This window comes from Tahibacter caeni (assembly GCF_024609805.1).
GTDB classification, from domain to species: Bacteria; Pseudomonadota; Gammaproteobacteria; order Xanthomonadales; family Rhodanobacteraceae; genus Tahibacter; species Tahibacter caeni.
The window spans coordinates 1-20,017 of sequence record NZ_JANFVR010000060.1 but is presented as its reverse complement, the minus strand read 5'-3'; the positions used below and the strand labels follow the sequence as shown (position 1 = coordinate 20,017).

9 protein-coding genes, 1 pseudogene and 1 CRISPR repeat array are annotated in these 20,017 nt (G+C 67.5%); all 10 genes and pseudogenes read left to right on the top strand.

The window, feature by feature from the left end:
* Nucleotides 1-229 (top strand): annotated as a pseudogene (locus NON22_RS07795) (quinone-dependent dihydroorotate dehydrogenase); the annotation flags it as partial.
* Nucleotides 226-1,284 carry a UDP-N-acetylmuramate dehydrogenase gene (murB, locus tag NON22_RS07790; protein WP_257386372.1) on the top strand — a complete coding sequence of 353 codons (1,059 nt, stop codon included), beginning with the start codon at nt 226-228 and terminating at the stop codon, nt 1,282-1,284. The pseudogene NON22_RS07795 and the gene murB, both read left to right, overlap by 4 nt.
* A 116-nt stretch (nt 1,285-1,400) precedes the next feature.
* Entirely contained in the window at nt 1,401-3,194 is a 1,794-nt protein-coding gene (locus NON22_RS07785; RefSeq protein WP_257386371.1) for a DUF1800 domain-containing protein, read from the top strand.
* 10 nt (nt 3,195-3,204) lie between these two features.
* Nucleotides 3,205-4,569, top strand: coding sequence for a DUF1501 domain-containing protein (locus NON22_RS07780; protein ID WP_257386370.1), 1,365 nt, complete (start codon nt 3,205-3,207; stop codon nt 4,567-4,569).
* A gap of 551 nt (nt 4,570-5,120) precedes the next feature.
* Entirely contained in the window at nt 5,121-6,338 is a 1,218-nt protein-coding gene (cas7g, locus tag NON22_RS07775; RefSeq protein ID WP_257386369.1) for a type I-G CRISPR-associated RAMP protein Csb1/Cas7g, read from the top strand.
* A 4-nt stretch (nt 6,339-6,342) separates the two neighbouring features.
* Entirely contained in the window at nt 6,343-7,740 is a 1,398-nt protein-coding gene (gene csb2, locus NON22_RS07770) for a type I-G CRISPR-associated protein Csb2 (protein ID WP_257386368.1), read from the top strand.
* On the top strand, nt 7,733-10,573 hold the full coding sequence (cas3g, locus tag NON22_RS07765) for a type I-G CRISPR-associated helicase/endonuclease Cas3g (protein WP_257386367.1): 2,841 nt from the start codon (nt 7,733-7,735) through the stop codon (nt 10,571-10,573). Before csb2 ends, cas3g begins: the two co-directional genes overlap by 8 nt.
* Nucleotides 10,566-11,477: a type I-G CRISPR-associated protein, Cas3-extension family gene (locus tag NON22_RS07760; protein WP_257386366.1), complete on the top strand. Its 912-nt coding sequence runs from the start codon at nt 10,566-10,568 to the stop codon at nt 11,475-11,477. The genes cas3g and NON22_RS07760 overlap by 8 nt, the downstream gene beginning before the upstream one ends.
* Before the next feature lie 79 nt (nt 11,478-11,556).
* Entirely contained in the window at nt 11,557-13,269 is a 1,713-nt protein-coding gene (cas4g/cas1g, locus tag NON22_RS07755; protein WP_257386365.1) for a CRISPR-associated endonuclease Cas4g/Cas1g, read from the top strand.
* Nucleotides 13,270-13,273: 4 nt separating this feature from the next.
* Nucleotides 13,274-13,564, top strand: coding sequence for a CRISPR-associated endonuclease Cas2 (gene cas2 / locus NON22_RS07750; protein WP_257386364.1), 291 nt, complete (start codon nt 13,274-13,276; stop codon nt 13,562-13,564).
* 224 nt (nt 13,565-13,788) lie between these two features.
* Nucleotides 13,789-19,842: a CRISPR direct-repeat array (repeat unit 36 nt; unit sequence GTGATCCGCAGCGAATAGCTGCGGCCTCGTTGAAGC).
* Nucleotides 19,843-20,017: the final 175 nt, after the last annotated feature.

Below are 20,017 nucleotides of genomic sequence, written 5' to 3'. Positions count from 1 at the left end.
GCCGGTGTTCGCGCGCTCCACGGCCGTGCTCGCCGGCATGGCCCGGCGGCTGCAGGGCCGGCTGCCGTTGCTCGGCGTCGGCGGCATTCTCGACGGCGCCGACGCGGTCGCGAAGATCGACGCCGGCGCCGGGGCGGTGCAGATCTACAGCGGCCTGATCTATCGCGGCCCGGCGCTGATCGGCGCCTGCGTCGAAGCGCTGCGCGCCGCGCGAGGCTCGCGCGCATGAGCGAGTTCCGCGTCGCACCGGCACGCCTGGACGGCGCCGGCTACAGCATTCTCGAAGACGCCTCGCTGGCCGGGCGCAACACCCTGCGCGTCGACGCGCGCGCGGCGTTGCTCGTCGACCTGCGCGCGAGCGCGGCGCTGGCCGAGGTGCTCGCGTTCCCGCTGCTCGCCAACGCGCCGCTGCTCGTGCTCGGCGAAGGCAGCAACCTGCTGCTGACGCGCGACGTGCCCGGCGTCGTGCTCAGCCTGTCCACGCGCGGCATCGCGGTCGTCGACGAGCGCGACGGATACGCCCGGGTCCGCGCCGAGGCCGGCGAGAACTGGAACGACCTCGTGCACTGGACCCTCGGCCGCGGCCTGGCCGGGCTCGAGAACCTCGCGCTGATCCCGGGCACGGTCGGCGCCGCGCCGATCCAGAACATCGGCGCCTACGGCGTGGAGCTCGCCGAATTCGTCGACACCGTCGAAGCCTGGGACCGCGAGGCGAAGACGCTGCGCCGGTTCGACGCGGCCGCCTGCGCGTTCGGCTACCGTGACTCGCTGTTCAAGCGCGAGCCCGGCCGCCACATCGTGACCGCGCTGACCCTGCGCCTGCCGCGCACGCCGGCGCTGCGGCTGGACTACGCCGGCGTGCGCGAGGAACTCGCCGCGATGCGGGCCGACGCGCCGACGCCGGCGCTCGTCGCCGAAGCGATCTCGCGCCTGCGCCGGCGCAAGCTGCCGGATCCGGCCGTGATCGGCAATGCCGGCAGCTTCTTCAAGAATCCCGTCGTCGACGCGGCGCAGGCCGCCGCGCTCGGTGCCGCGCATCCGCAGCTGCCGTCGTGGCCGCAGGGCGACGGCCGCCGCAAGCTGTCGGCGGCCTGGCTCATCGAGCAGGCCGGCTACAAGGGACGCCGCGACGGCGACGCGGGCATCGCCGCGCAGCATGCGCTCGTGCTGGTCAATCACGGCAAGGCCAGCGGCGCCGAGCTCTGGGCGTTCGCGCAGCGCGTGCAGGCCGCCGTGCAGGAACGCTTCGGCGTCGCGCTGGAGGCGGAGCCGCGCATCGTCTGACGGGCCGCGGCTGCCGCCCGTCCACGACTCCCGTCGAACTGGGAGCGCAGTCACGACATACAGACACGTACGGTTTAACCTGAGCGGGTTTTGTCTTGCCCGTTTCCGGAGTCCCGATGGCCAGCGTATTCGCAAGCCAGGTCCTGAGCCGCCGTCAGCTGATCCAATCCTTAGCCGCCGCGATCGGCGTCGTCGATCCCGCCGCGATGCGCCGGCCCGGCAAGGCCGCGGTGCAGTCGCCCGAACAGGCGCCGAGTCCGAATCTCGCCGTGCCGCCCGGCCCCGTTCGCTGGCTGCAGAAGGCGACGTTCGGCTACAACTACTTCGATCTGGTCGCCTTGCTCTCGCTGCCGGGCGCCAACGACGACGCGCGCTGGACGAACTGGGTCGCCGCCCAGCTGAATCCCGCCGCCATCGACGACAGCGCCTGCGACGCGCGCGTCGCCGGCGCCGGCTTCACGACCCTGGCCAAGACCCTGCCGCAGCTCTGGAGCCAGCATCACGGCAACACGGCCAACTACACCGTGCGCATGCAGCCGATCGCCGAGATCGAATGCGCGACGACGATCCGCGCGGTGTATTCAAAGCGCCAGCTGTTCGAGGTCATGACCGACTTCTGGCACGACCATTTCAGCACCTACGGCTGGGACTACGACGCCGGTCCGCTGTTCGTGCACTACGACCGCGACGTGATCCGGCCGAACGTGTTCGGCAACTTCCGCACGATGCTCGAGGCCGTGGCCCGCTCGACCACGATGATGTACTACCTCGATCTCTACGCGAGCACGGTGGCCGGCCCGAACGAGAACTACGCGCGCGAGCTCATCGAGCTGCACACGCTGGGCGCGGAGAACTACGCCGGCGTCATGGATCCGACCGATCCGTCGCTGCCGGTCGGCGTCATCGGCGACGGGCTGACGGCGCGGCTCAAGTACGTCGACGAGGACGTCTACGAAAGCACGCGCGCGCTGACCGGCTGGACGATCAAGAACGGCCACTGGCAATACCCGGCCGACAACGACGGCACGTTCGTGTTCCGCGATTCGGCCGAATGGCACGACCGCTTCACCAAGTACGTGCTGAACCGCCGCTTCGCGCCGGACCAGGGCCAGCAGGACGGCGTCAAGCTGTTCGACCTGCTCGCGGCGCATCCGGGCACGGCGAACTTCATCGCGCGCAAGCTCTGCCGCCGCTTCGTCGGCGATGATCCGCCGCCGGCGCTGGTCGCGAGCATCGCCCAGTTGTTCCAGAACACCTGGCAGGCGCCGGACCAGCTCAAGCAGGTCACCCAGGCGCTGCTGACCAGCAGCGAGTTCAAGAACGCCTGGGGCACCAAGATCAAGCGCCCGTTCAATGCGCTGACCGGCGCGTTGCGCGGCACCTTCGCCGAGTTCACGCCGACCCTGGCGACCTACGGCACGGACTGGTCGACCAAGGACGAGATCAACTCGCGCCTGCAGCAGGCCGGCCAGCGCAAATTCTACTGGCCCGCACCGAACGGCTATCCGGACCGCGCCTCGGCCTGGGCCAGCAGCGGCAGCCTGGCCATGACCTGGAAGATGCTCGTGCGCCTGACCGAGATCCATCGCGAAGTCGGTTACGACGGCAACCGGCCCTACGTCATCGACGTGCTCGGCATCACCACGGCGACGTTCCCGGCGGCGGCCGACCGCACCGCGGCGAACATCGTCGGCTACTGGTGCGACGTGATCCTCGGCTTCCGGCCCGAGCCGGTCTACACCAAGGCCGTCGATTTCCTGCGCCAGAACGCCGCGCCGAACGAGGCGCTGACCTTGAACGAGGTCTGGGCCGGCGGCGCCACGCCGAATCTCAAGAACCACTACACCCAGTCGCGCCTGCGCTCCACCGTCGCGCTGATCCTGTGCAGTCCGGACGCGCTGCGCCGCTGAGGAGAGCTCCATGTTCGATCGACGCGATTTCCTCAAGACCTGCGGCGCCGGCGGCGGCGCACTCGCCCTGGCCGGCACGAGCACGCTCGCGTTCGGCGCGACGCAGGCCAACACCTACGACACGCTCGTCGTCGTGTTCCTGCGCGGCGGCATGGACGGGCTCAGCCTGTTCTCGCCGGGCGGCAGCAACGCGCACCGCGGAGCCTACGAGACGGCGCGCCCGACCCTGAAGGTGCCGCTCAGCGGCACCGGCGCGGGCCTGGCCGTCAGCAGTGACCAGTGGCGCCTGCATCCGCGCGCGCCGCAGCTGCGCGACCTCTACGTCGGCGGCAAGCTCGCCGTCGTGCTCGGCGCGGGCATGCCGGCGCCGGTCACGCGCAGCCACTTCGACGCGCAGATCAACATGGAAGTCGGCCTGGCCGGCCAGGGCGGCGGCGTAGGCTGGCTCACGCGCGTGCTCGAGACCGCGAACCTGCCCGGCACCGTGCAGATACCCGCCGTCAGCGCCGGCAGCATCACCTCGACCAGCCTGCTCGGCAGCACCGAGGCCATCACGCTCGGCAGCGGCTCGGACTTCCGCATCGATTCGGGTTCCTGGGCCTGGAACGTCGAGCCGGATTTCCGCACGACCGCGCCGCCCGGCGCCCGCGGCGTGTTCGGCACCTTGCCCGATCTGTGGAGCCAGGCCGGCGATCTCGAAGCGGCCGGCCGGCAGACCATCGACGCGCTCAACGTCATCAAGCCGATCGATTTCGCCGCCTATGCGCCGGCCAACGGCGCCGTCTACGATTCCGGCAGCAGCTTTGCCCAGCAGCTCAAGATGCTGGCCCAGCTGATCAAGCGCGACGTCGGCCTGCGCATCGCGACGATCGACCTCGGCGGCTGGGACACCCACGACGGCCAGGGCAACCCGGCCAACAGCTACGACTATTTCGGCAACAAGGTCGACGAGCTGTCCAAGGGACTCGGCGCGTTCTACACGGATCTCAACGGCAGCGGCGCGGCGAACTACGCCGGCACGACCAGCGTCGTCGTCATGAGCGAATTCGGCCGCCGCGTGCGCGAGAACGACGACGGCGGCACCGACCACGGCTACGGCAACATCATGCTCGCGCTCGGCGGTTCGGTGAACGGCGGCCAGACCTTCGGCAGCTTCGCCGGCCTGTCGACCGCGCAGCTGTTCGAAGGCGCCGACGTCATGGTCACGACCGACTACCGCCGCGTCATGTCCGAAGCCGTGATCCGCCGCCTGCGCAATCCGAGTGTCTACTACGCGTTCCCGGGCTATTCGGGCTACACGCCGCTCGGCATCTTCCAGGGCAGCGACCTGCCGCCGAGCGGCGCCGACCGGATCTTCGCGAACGGGTTCCAGTAAGTTGCTGGTGAGCGCAGCGAACCGCAACATCTCGCGCCCGGCGACACCCATGTCCGCAAACCATTGACGGACATGCCTCGATGGCATGTCCGACGTTCTTGCGCCTGTCCCGTTCAACCGGGGGAAGTCATGGTGCGCCCTGGCCAGGCCGTCGTAATGTGACCGGGCGCGCCGGGGAAGCGGCAGAGCCTCATCGCCGTTCCTGACAAGCCCCCTCCGGAAGGAGGACTGGGCAAACGGCAGCGTGTCGCCGTTCCGACGACGACACCGACAAACCGGGAAAGCTCTGCAGCTTCCGGCCAATCCGCCGCTGGACGGCGTTCCGTGACCAGCCCGAGTTCCGACGTTTCCGACGGGCACCCCTGAGAGAATGATCGGCGTGGCGACAGAACGAAACGGGCAATCCAGCCATGCCGGCGGGCAGCCTTGCCGGAGTCCTCCGCCTGCCCTCGCGACTTTGCCGGAAGCCAAATTGTGACGCGCATTGCATGTTGGCAATGCATTTCGGAAGGTAAGCCAGCCTCAAACCTCGCACCGCAGGAGCCCAGCCCATGAACCTCGCCGACATCGTCGATACCGCCGCCGCGATTCGCCTGCGCCAGCGTCTGCAGCCGGAAGGCGGGCCCGGCGACAAGATCTTTCCGCCGACGTTCGCGGGCGGGGTCTATTGCTGGGAGCAGCGGCGCATCGACGGCAAGACGGTGCCGTGCGTGCTGCTCGATTCCGTGGCCTCGCAGGCCAACCGCTTCGAGGAAGCGCTCGAAGCTGCCGCGCAGTCGGGCCTGGAGCTGCCGCGCCTGGTCGTGCAGTTCGACGGCGATCTCGCCGATATCGGCGAGATCAGCACCCTGGCCGCGCCGCACCGCGTGTTCGACGCGATCCTGCGCGACAGCGCGCTCGACGGCATGCCGTTCTTCAAGTCGCCGCTGTACCGCCAGCTGACCGCCTGCAACACGCGCAACGCGACCGCGTTGTTCGCGCACGCGCCGAGCGCGCTGGTGTTCGGCTGCTGGGACTCGACCGGCGCCGCCGGCGGCCTGGGCAACAAGTTCGCACGCGCGCTGAGCAGCGAGATCGTCGGCGTCGGCGCCGAATGGGGCGCGACGCAGGGCGGCCTGCGCCAGGACCCGCTCGGCGTCAGCGCCGACGTGGAGATCGCCATCACCGAGGACGGCGACTGGTCGCTGGCCGAACGGGACGCCGACAAGAGCGCACGCGGCAAGAAAGAGCGCGCCAAAGGCACGCGCCCGTCGGAAATCAATCACGGCAACGTGCTGGTCAAGGTGGAAAGCGGCGAACAGCAGCGCGTGCTCGCCGACAACCGGATCGAATCGTACAAAGCCACATTGCGCGGCGGCGTCACCGTCGACCATGCGCTGCAGACCACGGTGCTCTCGCTCGCGGCGCTGCGGCGTTTGCGATTCCCTGTCGACGGCGCGGCCGGAGACACCGGCCGCGCTGCGCGCGCCGTGCTCGCCGCACTGGCGCTCGTTGCGGTCACCGGCGGACGTGAACGCGGAGGCTGGCTGCGTTCGCGCTGCGGACTCGTCGCCGAGAGCCGGCAGGATTTCGAGATCGTCCACGCCGACGGCACGACCGCGCCGCTGGCGCTCGATGCCGGACAGGCTGCCGCGATCTACGCCGACGCCGTCACCGCGGCGCGCAAGGCCGGTCTTCCCTGGCATGCCGAGCCGATCCGCCTCGTGCCGCAGCCGAAGCTCGCCGAGCTCGTGAAGATGAGCCGGCAGGTGCAGAAGATCGGAGGCTGAGCCCATGCTCGCCATCGAGGTGGAATTCCTGCTCGGCCGCGCCGTCGCCACGCGCGTGGACGAGCGCGTCGAGGCCGAGTGGCCGCCGCATCCGCAGCGTCTGTTCTCGGCGCTGGTCGCCAGCCACGCCGATCTCGATCTCGGCGCCGCCGGGGAACACGCGCTGCAATGGCTCGAAGCGTTGCCCGCGCCGCAGATCTGCGCCGACCCGGTCCCGTCGCACCGGCAGGTGCACAGCCACTGGGTTCCGGTCAACGACGAGCCGGTCAAGGCGGACAAGGGAAAGACCGATCCGCGCCATCCGCTGGAACGCCGCAACCGGCAGGAGCGCTTTTTCCCGGCCGTCGTCCCGGCCGACCCGGTCGTGATCTTCCAGTGGCCGGACGCCGATGGCGCCGAAGCGCACCGCGCCGCGCTCGGCGAAATCGTCGGTCACCTGACGTATCTCGGCCACAGCAGCTCGCCGGTTCGCGCGCAACTGCGCGACACGCTCGCCGCGCCGACCTGGCTGCCGGACGACGACGGCGACCTCACGCTGCGCGTACCCGGCCCCGGACGCCTGGCGCGCCTGCAGCAGATCCATGAGCTGCGCCGGGCCGACGAAAGCGCGCAGCCGCCTCTCGGCCGCATGCAGGCCTACATCGCAAGCCGCCCAGCCGACGACAACGTCTTTGGCCGCGACGCGTTCGTTCTGGCCTTCGACAGCGGTCCTCGCGTGTCGCTCGACTCCACCTTGCCGCTGATGCAGCACCTGCGCGATGCGGTGATGTCGCGATTGCAGGAGCCCGCGCCGCCCAGCCTCTCGGGTCACGAGACCGACGGCAGCGTCACGAAAGCACCGCACCTCGCGTTCGCCCCGCTCGCTTTTGTCGGCACGCCTCATGCCGACGGATCGATCAAAGGAGCCGCGCTGATCCTGCCGCGCGACATCCATCCGGCCGAACGCCGCCGCCTGCGGCTGGCGATCGACTCGCCGTGGATGCTGCAGCTTGGTCCGCTGGGGGCGATCCGGCTGCGCCTGATCGACACCACCGATGACGAGCTGAAGGCGCTGCGCTTCCGGCGCTACACCCGCCCGTCGGCGGTCTGGGCCAGCGTCACGCCGGTCGTGCTCGACCGCCATCCGAAGAAGAACGGACCGGACGCGGAAACCATCGTCGCCGACAGCTGCGAACGCATCGGTCTGCCGCGTCCGGTCGACGTCCGCACCGGTGCGGTATCGGCCGTGGGTAGCGCGCCGCGCACGCGCGATTTCCATGGCCAGGCGTCCCAGACGCGCGACCGGCTGCGGCGTCACGTCTGGCTGCGCTTCGCCGAACCGGTACGCGGTCCAGTGTTGATCGGCGCCGGGCGTTTCACCGGGCTCGGCCTGTGCCTGCCGCTGACGGATCGCCATGACTGAGCTCGATTTCGACGCGTTCTTCGCCGCCGTGCACGGAAAGCCGCCGCTGCCGTGGCAGTCGCGCCTCGCGCGCACCTTGCGACAGACGCATCGCTGGCCCGGCCTCGTCGACCTGCCGACCGCCAGCGGCAAGACCGCCTGCATCGACATCGCGCTGTTCCATCTCGCCGCTTGCGCCGCGGCCGGCACGCCATGGCTCGCCGCACGGCGCATCGTGTTCGCGGTCGACCGGCGCCTCATCGTCGACAGCGCCCACGAGCGGGCGCTGACCCTGCAACGCGCACTCGACGAATCGACGGCCCCCGCCGTCCGCGCCGTCGCCGCTGCGCTCAAGACACTCGGCAGCGGCGAGCCGCTGCACTGTCTGAAGCTGCGCGGCGGCATGTCGCGCGAGCGCGGCTTCGCCTACCACCCGTGCCAACCGATGATCGTCAGCTCGACGATCGACCAGATCGGCTCGCGGCTGCTGTTCCGCGGCTACGGCCTGAGCCGCTATTCGCAACCCTTGCACGCCGGGCTGCTCGGCCACGACACGCTGATCCTGCTCGACGAAGCGCACCTGAGCGCGCCCTTCATCGGCACCGTCGCCGCCATCCAGCGCGAGCAGGCTCGAGCGGAGGCGCCTCCCGGCCCGGTGCGCCCGGTCGTCGTCGTGCCGCTGAGCGCGACGGCGCAGGCCGACGGCGAACGCTTCCGCCTCGACGCCGACGATCTCGCCAATCCGCTGATCGCCCGCCGCCGCACCGCGTCGAAACCGGCGCGCCTGGTCGAAGCCGGCGCCAAGCCGGCCGAGCGCGTGAAGGCGATCGTGGCCGCCGTGGCCGAACTGCGCATGCACGCGGCGAGTCCGGTGCCCACACTGGCCGTGATGGTCAACCGCGTCGCCACGGCGAGGCAGGTCTACGAGCAACTCGTGCGCACGCACGGAGGGGTCTGTCAGGTCGAACTCGCGACGGGTCGCAACCGGCCGCTCGCGCGCGAAGCGATTTCCGCACGGCTGATCGCGCGCTGCGCGGCGGGTCGCGAACCGCGGGACGACGACCGGCCGATCGTCGTGGTCGCGACGCAGACGCTGGAAGTCGGCGCCGATCTCGATTTCGACGGCCTGGTCACCGAGTGCGCTTCGCTCGCTGCGCTGCGGCAGCGCTTCGGCCGGCTCGATCGCCTGGGCAACTCCCGGCAGGCCGCCGCCGTCATCGTCGGCGGCGGTGAATCCGACAACGATCCGGTCTACGGCCCCGCGCTCGTCGAGACCTGGCAATGGCTCACGCGGGCGGCGCAGCGCGACGGCGGCGACGCGCCGACGGTCGATTTCTCGATTGCCGCAATGGAAGCGTTGCTCGCCGATTCCGACACCGACCTCGCCGAACTCGATCCGCCGCCGCGCGATCGCCTGCGCCTGACCCCGGCTCATGTCGAACTACTGTGCCAGACCTCTCCGCCGCCGCAGTACGACCCCGACGTCGCGGCGCTGCTGCACGGGCTGGACACCTCGCCCGCCGACGTCCAGATCGTCTGGCGCTCCGATCTTCCGCTCGACGACACTGGTACGCAGATCGACGACACGGAGACGGCGCTCGTCGGCCGGCTGCTGGCGCTGCGTCCGCCGCAGAGCCTGGAGTCGCTGGCGCTGCCGCTCGGCGGCGTCAGGGCCTGGCTGCAGGGTGTCGCATCCGATACGCCGCTCGTCGATGTCGAAGGTGCGGACATCGACGTCGACGATACCGGCGGCAAACCCGGTGGGCGCCTCCCTGCGCCGCGCCGGGCCTGGCGGCGCGAACGCGACAACGAATGGCGCGCCGTCGATCCGGCCCGCATCCGGCCCGGCGACACCCTCGTCGTGCCGGCGGCCTACGGCGGCTGCGACGCCCTCGGCTATGCGCCGGACGCCACGTCGTGCGTCGACGACCTGGCGATGGACGCGCGACGGGAAACGATGAGCGAGTCCATCGCCGTGGTGACGCCGCAGTTTCTCGCCACGAGCGGCACCCTCGACGAAGCCGCGATCGCGGCAGCCTGGGACCGACTGAAAACTGCCCCCGAAGAGGCGACCGCCGACGAACTGCGCGACCTGCTGCGAGCCGAATACCCGCCGGATGCGACGCCGCCGTGGCTGTCCCTTCCGATCGCCGAAACCCTGCTCCGCCAGGACGACAGCTTCTACGCGCTGGTCCTGCGCAGCGGTGACCTCGGACAGGAAGATCTCTCCGACGAAGACATTTCCTCGAGTCAAACCATCGTCGTCACCTTGCCGGCACACAACGCCGGCGTCGGCCGCCGCGCCCGCGCGCTCGGCGCGGCCCTGGGATTCGACGCGGACCTCTGCAAGCTGCTCCACGCCGCCGGACGCGCGCACGACCTGGGCAAGGCCGATCCCCGTTTCCAGCGCCTGCTGCGCGCCGGCGACGATGCGACTGCCGGCGGACAGCTGCTGGCCAAGGGACTGCGACGGCACGGCGCCTTGCGCGACGAGCTCGGCGAGCGGCACGAAGCGTATTCGGTCGCACTGGCCATGGCGAACCCGGCCCTGCTCGCCGGCATCGACGACACCGAGCTCGCGCTGTACCTGATAGGCACGCACCATGGCCGCGGCCGCGCGCTGATGCCCGACAAGCCCGACGACGGCACGCGCCTCACCGTCACCGATGGTGACCACGCCTACCTTTTCGACGGCGCGCCGCGGCTCGGCGCGCTCGGTTCAGGCTGGCCCGATCGCTTCTGGCGCCTGGTACGCCGCTACGGTCCCTGGGGCCTCGCCTACCTCGAGGCGGTACTGCGACTGGCCGACCATCTGCAGTCCCGCGACGAGCTCGCCGGAGGCGCCCATGGCTGAACTGACTTGCCCGGCGCTGCTCGGGTCGCATCCGCTCGGCGCATTGGCGAGCTTCGGCCTGCTGCGGCTCGTCGCCGCAAGCGATCCGGGCGCGCGGCTGCATTTCACGCTGACCGACGACTGGGTCGCTGTACTGGGCTCCACGCGCTACGCGACCCTGGATGCGCTGATCGAGCACCTGTCCGAATGGGCGATCTCGGCACCGCTCGACCGGATATTCGGCTGGGCCGACGACGTGCGCATGCCGTCGCCGCAATACCGGGCGCTGCTCGACGACGCAGTGGCCCACGGCGACTCGGACCTCGTCGCGTTCCTCTGCGCATTCGCCGCCGACGGCGCGATCGACGGATCCAAGAAGCAGATCAAGCCGTCCGCGTTCTACATGGTGTCGGGCCAGCAATCCTTTCTCGGCGGCGCGAGGAACATCCTGTCGCAGTGCCGGGCTCAAGGGCGGCAGGTGTTCGAAGAAGCGCTGGTCGGCCCCTGGCGCTACGCCACTCGCGAGCACAGTCTCGGCTGGGACCCCGGCACGGAACGCTTGTACGCCTTGCGGCATCGCGCGCCGACCGCGGAAAAACCGTGCTGCATCGCCGGCGCCATGCTGCTCGGCCTGTGGGCGCTGCCGCTGTTCCCACCCGTCAGCGAACGCGGCCGCGAACGGACCATCGGTTTCGTTCGTGACGGCGGCGAGCGTCACTTCTCGTGGCCGGTATTCACGAGCGCGATCGGCATCGACGAACTGCGCTCGTTGCTGCAGACGCGGCAGTGGTCGGCGCGCGGCGAAGCGCAGCGCCGAAGCGGCATCGCCGCCGTCTACCGCTCGCGCCGCTCGGAATTCGGCCAGGGCTACGCGGTGCTTCGCGCCGCGCAGCCGGAGCCGGCGCCACGTGGCCGCGACCGGTGAACCCGCGAACGGCCGTGACACGGGCGTCAACTTTTACTGATGGAAAAGTGAGGAACGTCGCCGCGGAGGAGAGCCGCCGATGGAACCCCGGCAAAACGAACTCGAACTGCCATTCCCGGAACTCCGCGGCGACCAGCCGCCGATTCCCGTGCGCATGCTCAACGAGCATGTCTACTGCCCACGCCTGGCCTATCTCGAATGGGTGCAGGGCGAATGGGCCGACTCGGCCGATACCGTGGAAGGCCGCCACCGGCACCGGCGCGTCGACAAGCCGGCGGGCGACCTGCCCGAGGCCGGCAAGGCTGAAGAAGAGAAGATCGACATCCACGCCCGCTCGGTCACGCTGTCGTCCAACAAGCTCGGCCTGATCGCGAAGCTCGACCTGATCGAAGGCGAAGGCAACGTCGTCACGCCGGTCGACTACAAGCGCGGCAAGCGGCCGCACATACCCCGCGGCGTCTACGATCCGGAGCGCGTGCAGCTCTGCGCGCAAGGGTTGCTGCTGCGCGAGCACGGTTATGTCTGCGAGGAGGCGGCGATCTACTACGTCGAGAGCAAGGAGCGCGTGAAAGTGCCGCTCGACGACGAACTCGTCGCGCTGACGCGACGGGCCATCGGCGAGCTGCGCGCGACCGCAGCCGGCGGGCGCATTCCTTCACCGCTCGTGGACAGCCCGAAATGCCCGCGCTGTTCGCTCGTGACCATCTGCCTGCCCGACGAAGTGCACAGCCTGGGCGGCACCGAACAGGCGCCGCGCCCGCTGGCGGTACCGCACCACGAAGCGCTGCCGTTGTACGTGCAGCAGTTCAACGCGAAGCTCGCCAAGAAAGGCGACGTGCTCGAGGTCAGCAAGGACGACGCCGTCCTGGCCACCGCACGCATCGGCGAGGTGTCGCAAGTGGTGCTGATGGGCAATGTCTACGTGACCGCACCCTGTCTGCAGGAACTCATGCAGCGCGACATCCCGGTGACCTGGCACAGCTACGGCGGCTGGTTCTACGGCCACAGCATCGGCAACGGCCACAAGAACGTCGAGCTGCGCACCGCGCAATACCGCGCCAGCTTCAGCGAATCCACCTGTCTGCGCATCGCCCGCGGCCTGGTCGACACCAAGATCGCCAATTGCCGCATCCAGCTGCGCCGCAACTGGCGACCGGAAGAGAAACCCGAGCGCGTGCTCGCCGACCTCAAGCGCGTGCGCGCGCAGGTCCAGCGCGCCGAGACGCTGGAGAGCCTGCTCGGCCACGAAGGCAACGCGGCATCGATGTACTTCGCGCATTTCCGCCACGTGCTCAAGCAGGAAGCCGACCCGGCGCTGCTCGCCTTCGACTTCGGCAAGCGCAACCGAAGGCCGCCGACCGATCCGGTCAACGCGATGCTGTCGTTCGCCTACACGCTGCTGGCCAGAACCCTCACGGTCACGCTGCAGGCCGTCGGCTTCGACCCGTACCGGGGCTTCTACCACCAGCCGCGCTATGGCCGTCCTGCACTGGCACTGGACCTCATGGAACCATTCCGCCCGCTGCTGGCCGATTCTGTCGTGATCCAGGTCATCAACAACGGCGAGGTCCGTCCGGCCGACTTCGTCAGCGCGGCCGGCAGCGTCAGCCTCGCGCCGGACGGCCGCAAGCGCTTCATCGCCGCATTCGAACGACGGTTGAGCCAGGAAGTCACCCACCCCCTGTTCGGCTATCGGGTCAGCTACCGCCGACTGCTCGAACTGCAGGCACGTCTGCTCGGACGTTTCCTGCTCGGCGAACTCCCCGAATATCCCGGCTTCGTGACACGGTGAGCACGTGGACGAGCATCTGTTCCTCGTCACCTACGACATTCGCGACGTGAAGCGCTGGCGCCGCGTCTTCCGCCTGATGAAGGGCTACGGCGAATGGCTGCAGCTGTCGGTCTTCCAGTGCCGCCTGAGCCGCCGCCGGCATGCCGAAATGCTGGAGATGCTCGACGGCGCGATCAACGGCAAGGTCGACGCCCTGCTCGTGATCGATCTCGGCCCGGCCGATAGAATCAAGCCTCGGGTAGTCAGCTTGGGCGAAAAGTTCGAGCCGGTCGCCCGCGAGCCGACCATCGTCTGACCGTCCCGCTTTTGCGCCGGACCTTGCCCGGCCGTTGCGAGCGCTCTGGTGATGCCGGCAAACCCGGCCAGCGCTCGCCTGCCATCGCTCCATGACAATCAGCCAAATACACACTATTCTTCGCGCCGGACCTGATGAACGCGCCACCCGCACCGCCCCAACGCGTTCAGCGCTCGCAAGAGCGCCGGTTTCGGCAATGGATGCCGGCACTTACCCCAGGGGCGGTGATCCGCAGCGAATAGCTGCGGCCTCGTTGAAGCCCGGTGACTTTGGCCAAGATCTCCATCGCGGGGATGTGATCCGCAGCGAATAGCTGCGGCCTCGTTGAAGCAAGAACTGCAGCGCATCACTAGATCGGATCAGGACGGTGATCCGCAGCGAATAGCTGCGGCCTCGTTGAAGCTGGAGGCGCCATGACTTCCCGCGTCGACCTGTTCAAGTGATCCGCAGCGAATAGCTGCGGCCTCGTTGAAGCGGGCTGACGTTCCAGCCGTACACCGAACCGACCGCGGTGATCCGCAGCGAATAGCTGCGGCCTCGTTGAAGCGTGGTGTTCTGCATCTTGCCGGCGGCGCGCTCGTTGGTGATCCGCAGCGAATAGCTGCGGCCTCGTTGAAGCACCGGTGCCGTCGACGCGACCCCGGCCCCGGAAGGGTGATCCGCAGCGAATAGCTGCGGCCTCGTTGAAGCATTGAAAATCTCCCCAGAATATACGATCAGAAAGGTAGTGATCCGCAGCGAATAGCTGCGGCCTCGTTGAAGCACGCTGCGGGATCGTGGCGCGCAGCAGCCCGGCCGGTGATCCGCAGCGAATAGCTGCGGCCTCGTTGAAGCTCTGCGCGGATCTTCTCGCCCCACTCCTTCTGCTTCGTGATCCGCAGCGAATAGCTGCGGCCTCGTTGAAGCTCCGTGTCCCATGCGGCGGATTCGACGGCATCGACCGTGATCCGCAGCGAATAGCTGCGGCCTCGTTGAAGCCAGCCTAGTGACGCCGAGTTGATCTAGATCAACTCGTGATCCGCAGCGAATAGCTGCGGCCTCGTTGAAGCAGCGAGTGCGCTGCGATCACCGCTCGCGCAGCGGAGCTGATCCGCAGCGAATAGCTGCGGCCTCGTTGAAGCGCTCCCTTCGGATATAGGGCATTGCCGAGGCAGTAGAGTGATCCGCAGCGAATAGCTGCGGCCTCGTTGAAGCGTGACGGTGGACATGGCTACCTCCGGTTGATCTGCTGCGTGATCCGCAGCGAATAGCTGCGGCCTCGTTGAAGCTGGCGAACTCAGACTGCTTCCCGCCGCAATAGGTCGTGATCCGCAGCGAATAGCTGCGGCCTCGTTGAAGCTAGATGCGCCACGCGAAGTATTGGTGCGCCCACCCCTGTGATCCGCAGCGAATAGCTGCGGCCTCGTTGAAGCGCTGCCCCGATAGAGCCGCAAGTCGTGCAGATCAGGGGTGATCCGCAGCGAATAGCTGCGGCCTCGTTGAAGCAGCGTCGCGGCGAGGAACAGCGGATGCGGTTGCTCTTGTGATCCGCAGCGAATAGCTGCGGCCTCGTTGAAGCATGATGGCGAACGTGCGATCAGTGGACATTGGCGCCGTGATCCGCAGCGAATAGCTGCGGCCTCGTTGAAGCAAGCCGCTGGCCAGCGAGCTACGCGTGGTGTCGCGCCGGTGATCCGCAGCGAATAGCTGCGGCCTCGTTGAAGCACGTGAACCGTGCGCGCGGCTTCGGCCTGGCTCATGCGTGATCCGCAGCGAATAGCTGCGGCCTCGTTGAAGCAAGGGGCCATCGAAGCGGGGTTTTGCCGGTACGACGAGGTGATCCGCAGCGAATAGCTGCGGCCTCGTTGAAGCAGATTTTTGACGGGGCGCCGGCCCAACGTGATGCCGGTGTGATCCGCAGCGAATAGCTGCGGCCTCGTTGAAGCCGGGTAGCCGTTAACCCCCCTATGGTGGAACGAGCAGTGATCCGCAGCGAATAGCTGCGGCCTCGTTGAAGCGGCGATGGCCTCGAATGCCGCATCGAGAAGCGCACGGGTGATCCGCAGCGAATAGCTGCGGCCTCGTTGAAGCAACTGGTTCTCCGACGATCGCAGGCGCGCCATGTCGCCGTGATCCGCAGCGAATAGCTGCGGCCTCGTTGAAGCGACATTTGCGTCAGCACCTGCAAATGCTGCGTCTGCGTGATCCGCAGCGAATAGCTGCGGCCTCGTTGAAGCATCGTCCATCCCCCGATTTCCGCGCGGCGCTCCACGGTGATCCGCAGCGAATAGCTGCGGCCTCGTTGAAGCCTATCTCCCGTGGCTGCGCGAATCATGGGGCACACGGTGATCCGCAGCGAATAGCTGCGGCCTCGTTGAAGCTGCAACAGCGGCGCGGCGGCGATCTCGCTGGCGGCCGTGATCCGCAGCGAATAGCTGCGGCCTCGTTGAAGCGTGGACATGGGAAGCTCCTGGCGCGATTGCGCGATGTGATCCGCAGCGAATAGCTGCGGCCTCGTTGAAGCCTGCAGGTGCGCGCGGCGTGCTCTCGCGACGATCTGGTGATCCGCAGCGAATAGCTGCGGCCTCGTTGAAGCAGCGATCCAGCGAAGGCCACTGCGCCGCCGCCTGCTGGTGATCCGCAGCGAATAGCTGCGGCCTCGTTGAAGCAAGCCGGGCACGGCCGGTGCTGCGGCGCCGAGCATGCCGGTGATCCGCAGCGAATAGCTGCGGCCTCGTTGAAGCACTGCGATTCCGGGGCCTTCTGGTTCGCGTGTTGGAAGTGATCCGCAGCGAATAGCTGCGGCCTCGTTGAAGCTTGTTGCCGGACTTGTCCGCCGGCAGCTTGATCGTCGGTGATCCGCAGCGAATAGCTGCGGCCTCGTTGAAGCGAGCGCGACCTTCACGGCGCCCTGAAGACCGCCCACCAGTGATCCGCAGCGAATAGCTGCGGCCTCGTTGAAGCGAAAAATTGATCGCGGCGCTGGCGATGCGCTGCGGGTGATCCGCAGCGAATAGCTGCGGCCTCGTTGAAGCCATTCGTCCTGCTGTCGCAGCTGAACCGCGCGCCAGGTGATCCGCAGCGAATAGCTGCGGCCTCGTTGAAGCAGCCGTGTCGTGCGCGTGATCAACGGCGGCCTCAATGGTGATCCGCAGCGAATAGCTGCGGCCTCGTTGAAGCCATACCTCGGTCACATCCACGCCGTAGAGCGCCTTGTGATCCGCAGCGAATAGCTGCGGCCTCGTTGAAGCAGCTCGTCGCCGTCCCACATCGAGTCGTCGGTCTCGAGTGATCCGCAGCGAATAGCTGCGGCCTCGTTGAAGCCTCAATCACGGCCGCTGGCCAGTGACGACGGATCGGGTGATCCGCAGCGAATAGCTGCGGCCTCGTTGAAGCAGCTACGGAGGCTTCGGCTTCGTGTATTCGGACAACAGTGATCCGCAGCGAATAGCTGCGGCCTCGTTGAAGCTCCGAAAAGCTCGGCCATATCGAGCTGTGGGACGGCGGTGATCCGCAGCGAATAGCTGCGGCCTCGTTGAAGCCGTCGAGAGCGCTGCAATCCACGTCCTGAACGTGGCAGTGATCCGCAGCGAATAGCTGCGGCCTCGTTGAAGCGACAGCAGACACTCGCCCGTGTTAATGCCGTACGTGCGGTGATCCGCAGCGAATAGCTGCGGCCTCGTTGAAGCTACGGGGCTGCCCATGGCTACTAGCAGCGAGGTCGGTGATCCGCAGCGAATAGCTGCGGCCTCGTTGAAGCTCGAGCGAGATGCGATCTTCCATGTCGCCGGTCACGGTGATCCGCAGCGAATAGCTGCGGCCTCGTTGAAGCATCGACACCGACAACGCCAAGCCGGTCGACGGCGCGTGTGATCCGCAGCGAATAGCTGCGGCCTCGTTGAAGCTTGAAGACAGGAGTAGCCAGCTCAATCGTGTACAGCGTGATCCGCAGCGAATAGCTGCGGCCTCGTTGAAGCGTGATGCCGTCGGCTGGTCCCCGTCATCGGACCACGTGATCCGCAGCGAATAGCTGCGGCCTCGTTGAAGCCGCGAATTCATGCGGCAGCTCGCCGGCGACGACCGGTGATCCGCAGCGAATAGCTGCGGCCTCGTTGAAGCCACGTCGCCGGCCTTGCGTTCCTCGCGCAGCAGCTTGTGATCCGCAGCGAATAGCTGCGGCCTCGTTGAAGCGCGGAAGCGCGCGTCCAGTAGAACGGGCCGTCGTTGTGATCCGCAGCGAATAGCTGCGGCCTCGTTGAAGCTCATGCGACGCACCGCATCGGCGATGAAGTCGCGGGTGTGATCCGCAGCGAATAGCTGCGGCCTCGTTGAAGCAGGCCCGTGGTCGGGGAACCCGGCTGGACATACGCCTTGTGATCCGCAGCGAATAGCTGCGGCCTCGTTGAAGCGGTTGTTGATGGCGAATTCATCATCCACGGTATCCTGTGATCCGCAGCGAATAGCTGCGGCCTCGTTGAAGCCTTGAGCGCCGCGAGCGCGCGAAGCATCTCCGGCTCGGTGGTGATCCGCAGCGAATAGCTGCGGCCTCGTTGAAGCTTGCCGGTCGGGAGGATGTAGCCCTCGCGCAGCACGGTGATCCGCAGCGAATAGCTGCGGCCTCGTTGAAGCTCGCCGTCCTGGCGCTGCTTTTCCAGCCACGCCATGTGATCCGCAGCGAATAGCTGCGGCCTCGTTGAAGCCCCTGCTCGATGTAGATCCCGTCGTCGCCAAGGTCGGGTGATCCGCAGCGAATAGCTGCGGCCTCGTTGAAGCGACAACCGTCTTCTTTACATCACATGCGCGGCGGCGGTGATCCGCAGCGAATAGCTGCGGCCTCGTTGAAGCATAGCGGCAGCCACCTCACAGAGGCCGGGTTGCGCAGGTGATCCGCAGCGAATAGCTGCGGCCTCGTTGAAGCGCCGGGAACGCCGTACGGGCAGCGCTGCATCCACTCGGTGATCCGCAGCGAATAGCTGCGGCCTCGTTGAAGCCCGACGATCTCGTGGTCGATCTCCGGGATGGCGCCCTGTGATCCGCAGCGAATAGCTGCGGCCTCGTTGAAGCTTGACGTCAAGACCGTGCTTCTGGATCGTTCCTGATGCGTGATCCGCAGCGAATAGCTGCGGCCTCGTTGAAGCGAGCTGAACAGCTCGGCATAACACACGATCAGCTAGTGATCCGCAGCGAATAGCTGCGGCCTCGTTGAAGCGCTTCCGTGATCGCAGGCGCGGCGCGCGGCGCGCGGGTGATCCGCAGCGAATAGCTGCGGCCTCGTTGAAGCACCGGCCTGATGGCCCTGCCGACGGACGTTGCGATTGTGATCCGTAGCGAATAGCTGCGGCCTCGTTGAAGCTATTCGGGAAGAGGCTTGCCATAATCGGCCTCAGCCTGTGATCCGCAGCGAATAGCTGCGGCCTCGTTGAAGCTTCGCGCAGCGCTCTCTCTGCTCTGGCGCCATCTCTGTGTGATCCGCAGCGAATAGCTGCGGCCTCGTTGAAGCCCGATGACAATGGCAGAACACCGACTAGGAGACCGGGTGATCCGCAGCGAATAGCTGCGGCCTCGTTGAAGCAATCTGCGCAGATGGAGACCGCCGCAGGTGGTGCAGTGATCCGCAGCGAATAGCTGCGGCCTCGTTGAAGCGGCGTTGATCCGCGGCGTGCTGCGCGCCGACCGCGCGGCGTGATCCGCAGCGAATAGCTGCGGCCTCGTTGAAGCGAGGCCAGTCACGCCGGATAGGTAGCTCCTGAGCTGGTGATCCGCAGCGAATAGCTGCGGCCTCGTTGAAGCACGTCGGCGCGCGCGAGACCGAGCCATGCCGGCGTAGTGATCCGCAGCGAATAGCTGCGGCCTCGTTGAAGCGCGATCCAGAGCAGTCCAGTTGATCCAGTAACTCAGTGATCCGCAGCGAATAGCTGCGGCCTCGTTGAAGCAACGCGACGATGCCGCCGATCGCCTGGCGAACCTGGCGTGATCCGCAGCGAATAGCTGCGGCCTCGTTGAAGCCCGAATTTCCATGACCATCTTGTGTTCCTTGTAGTCGGTGATCCGCAGCGAATAGCTGCGGCCTCGTTGAAGCAAGGAGCTGCAGCGCGACGGCCAGGTGAGCTGGTGGGTGGTGATCCGCAGCGAATAGCTGCGGCCTCGTTGAAGCGCTGCGTTGAACGACTCGATCAGCCGGCGCTCCTTCGGTGATCCGCAGCGAATAGCTGCGGCCTCGTTGAAGCGTACAGGCCGATGAACTCAGCCGCCTCTGGCAAGTCGTGATCCGCAGCGAATAGCTGCGGCCTCGTTGAAGCGGTGCGTAGGTGCATGGGGTTTCCCTGTTGCGGACGGTGATCCGCAGCGAATAGGGAAGGTCTGAATAAGCCCTCGTCACCCCATGCCAGAAACACGATTTGCGGAACCGGCATCGAAACCAGGCGCAAAGTTGCCAAAATCTCGCCGCGAAAGCCGCTGTTTGCGGCTTTTCGT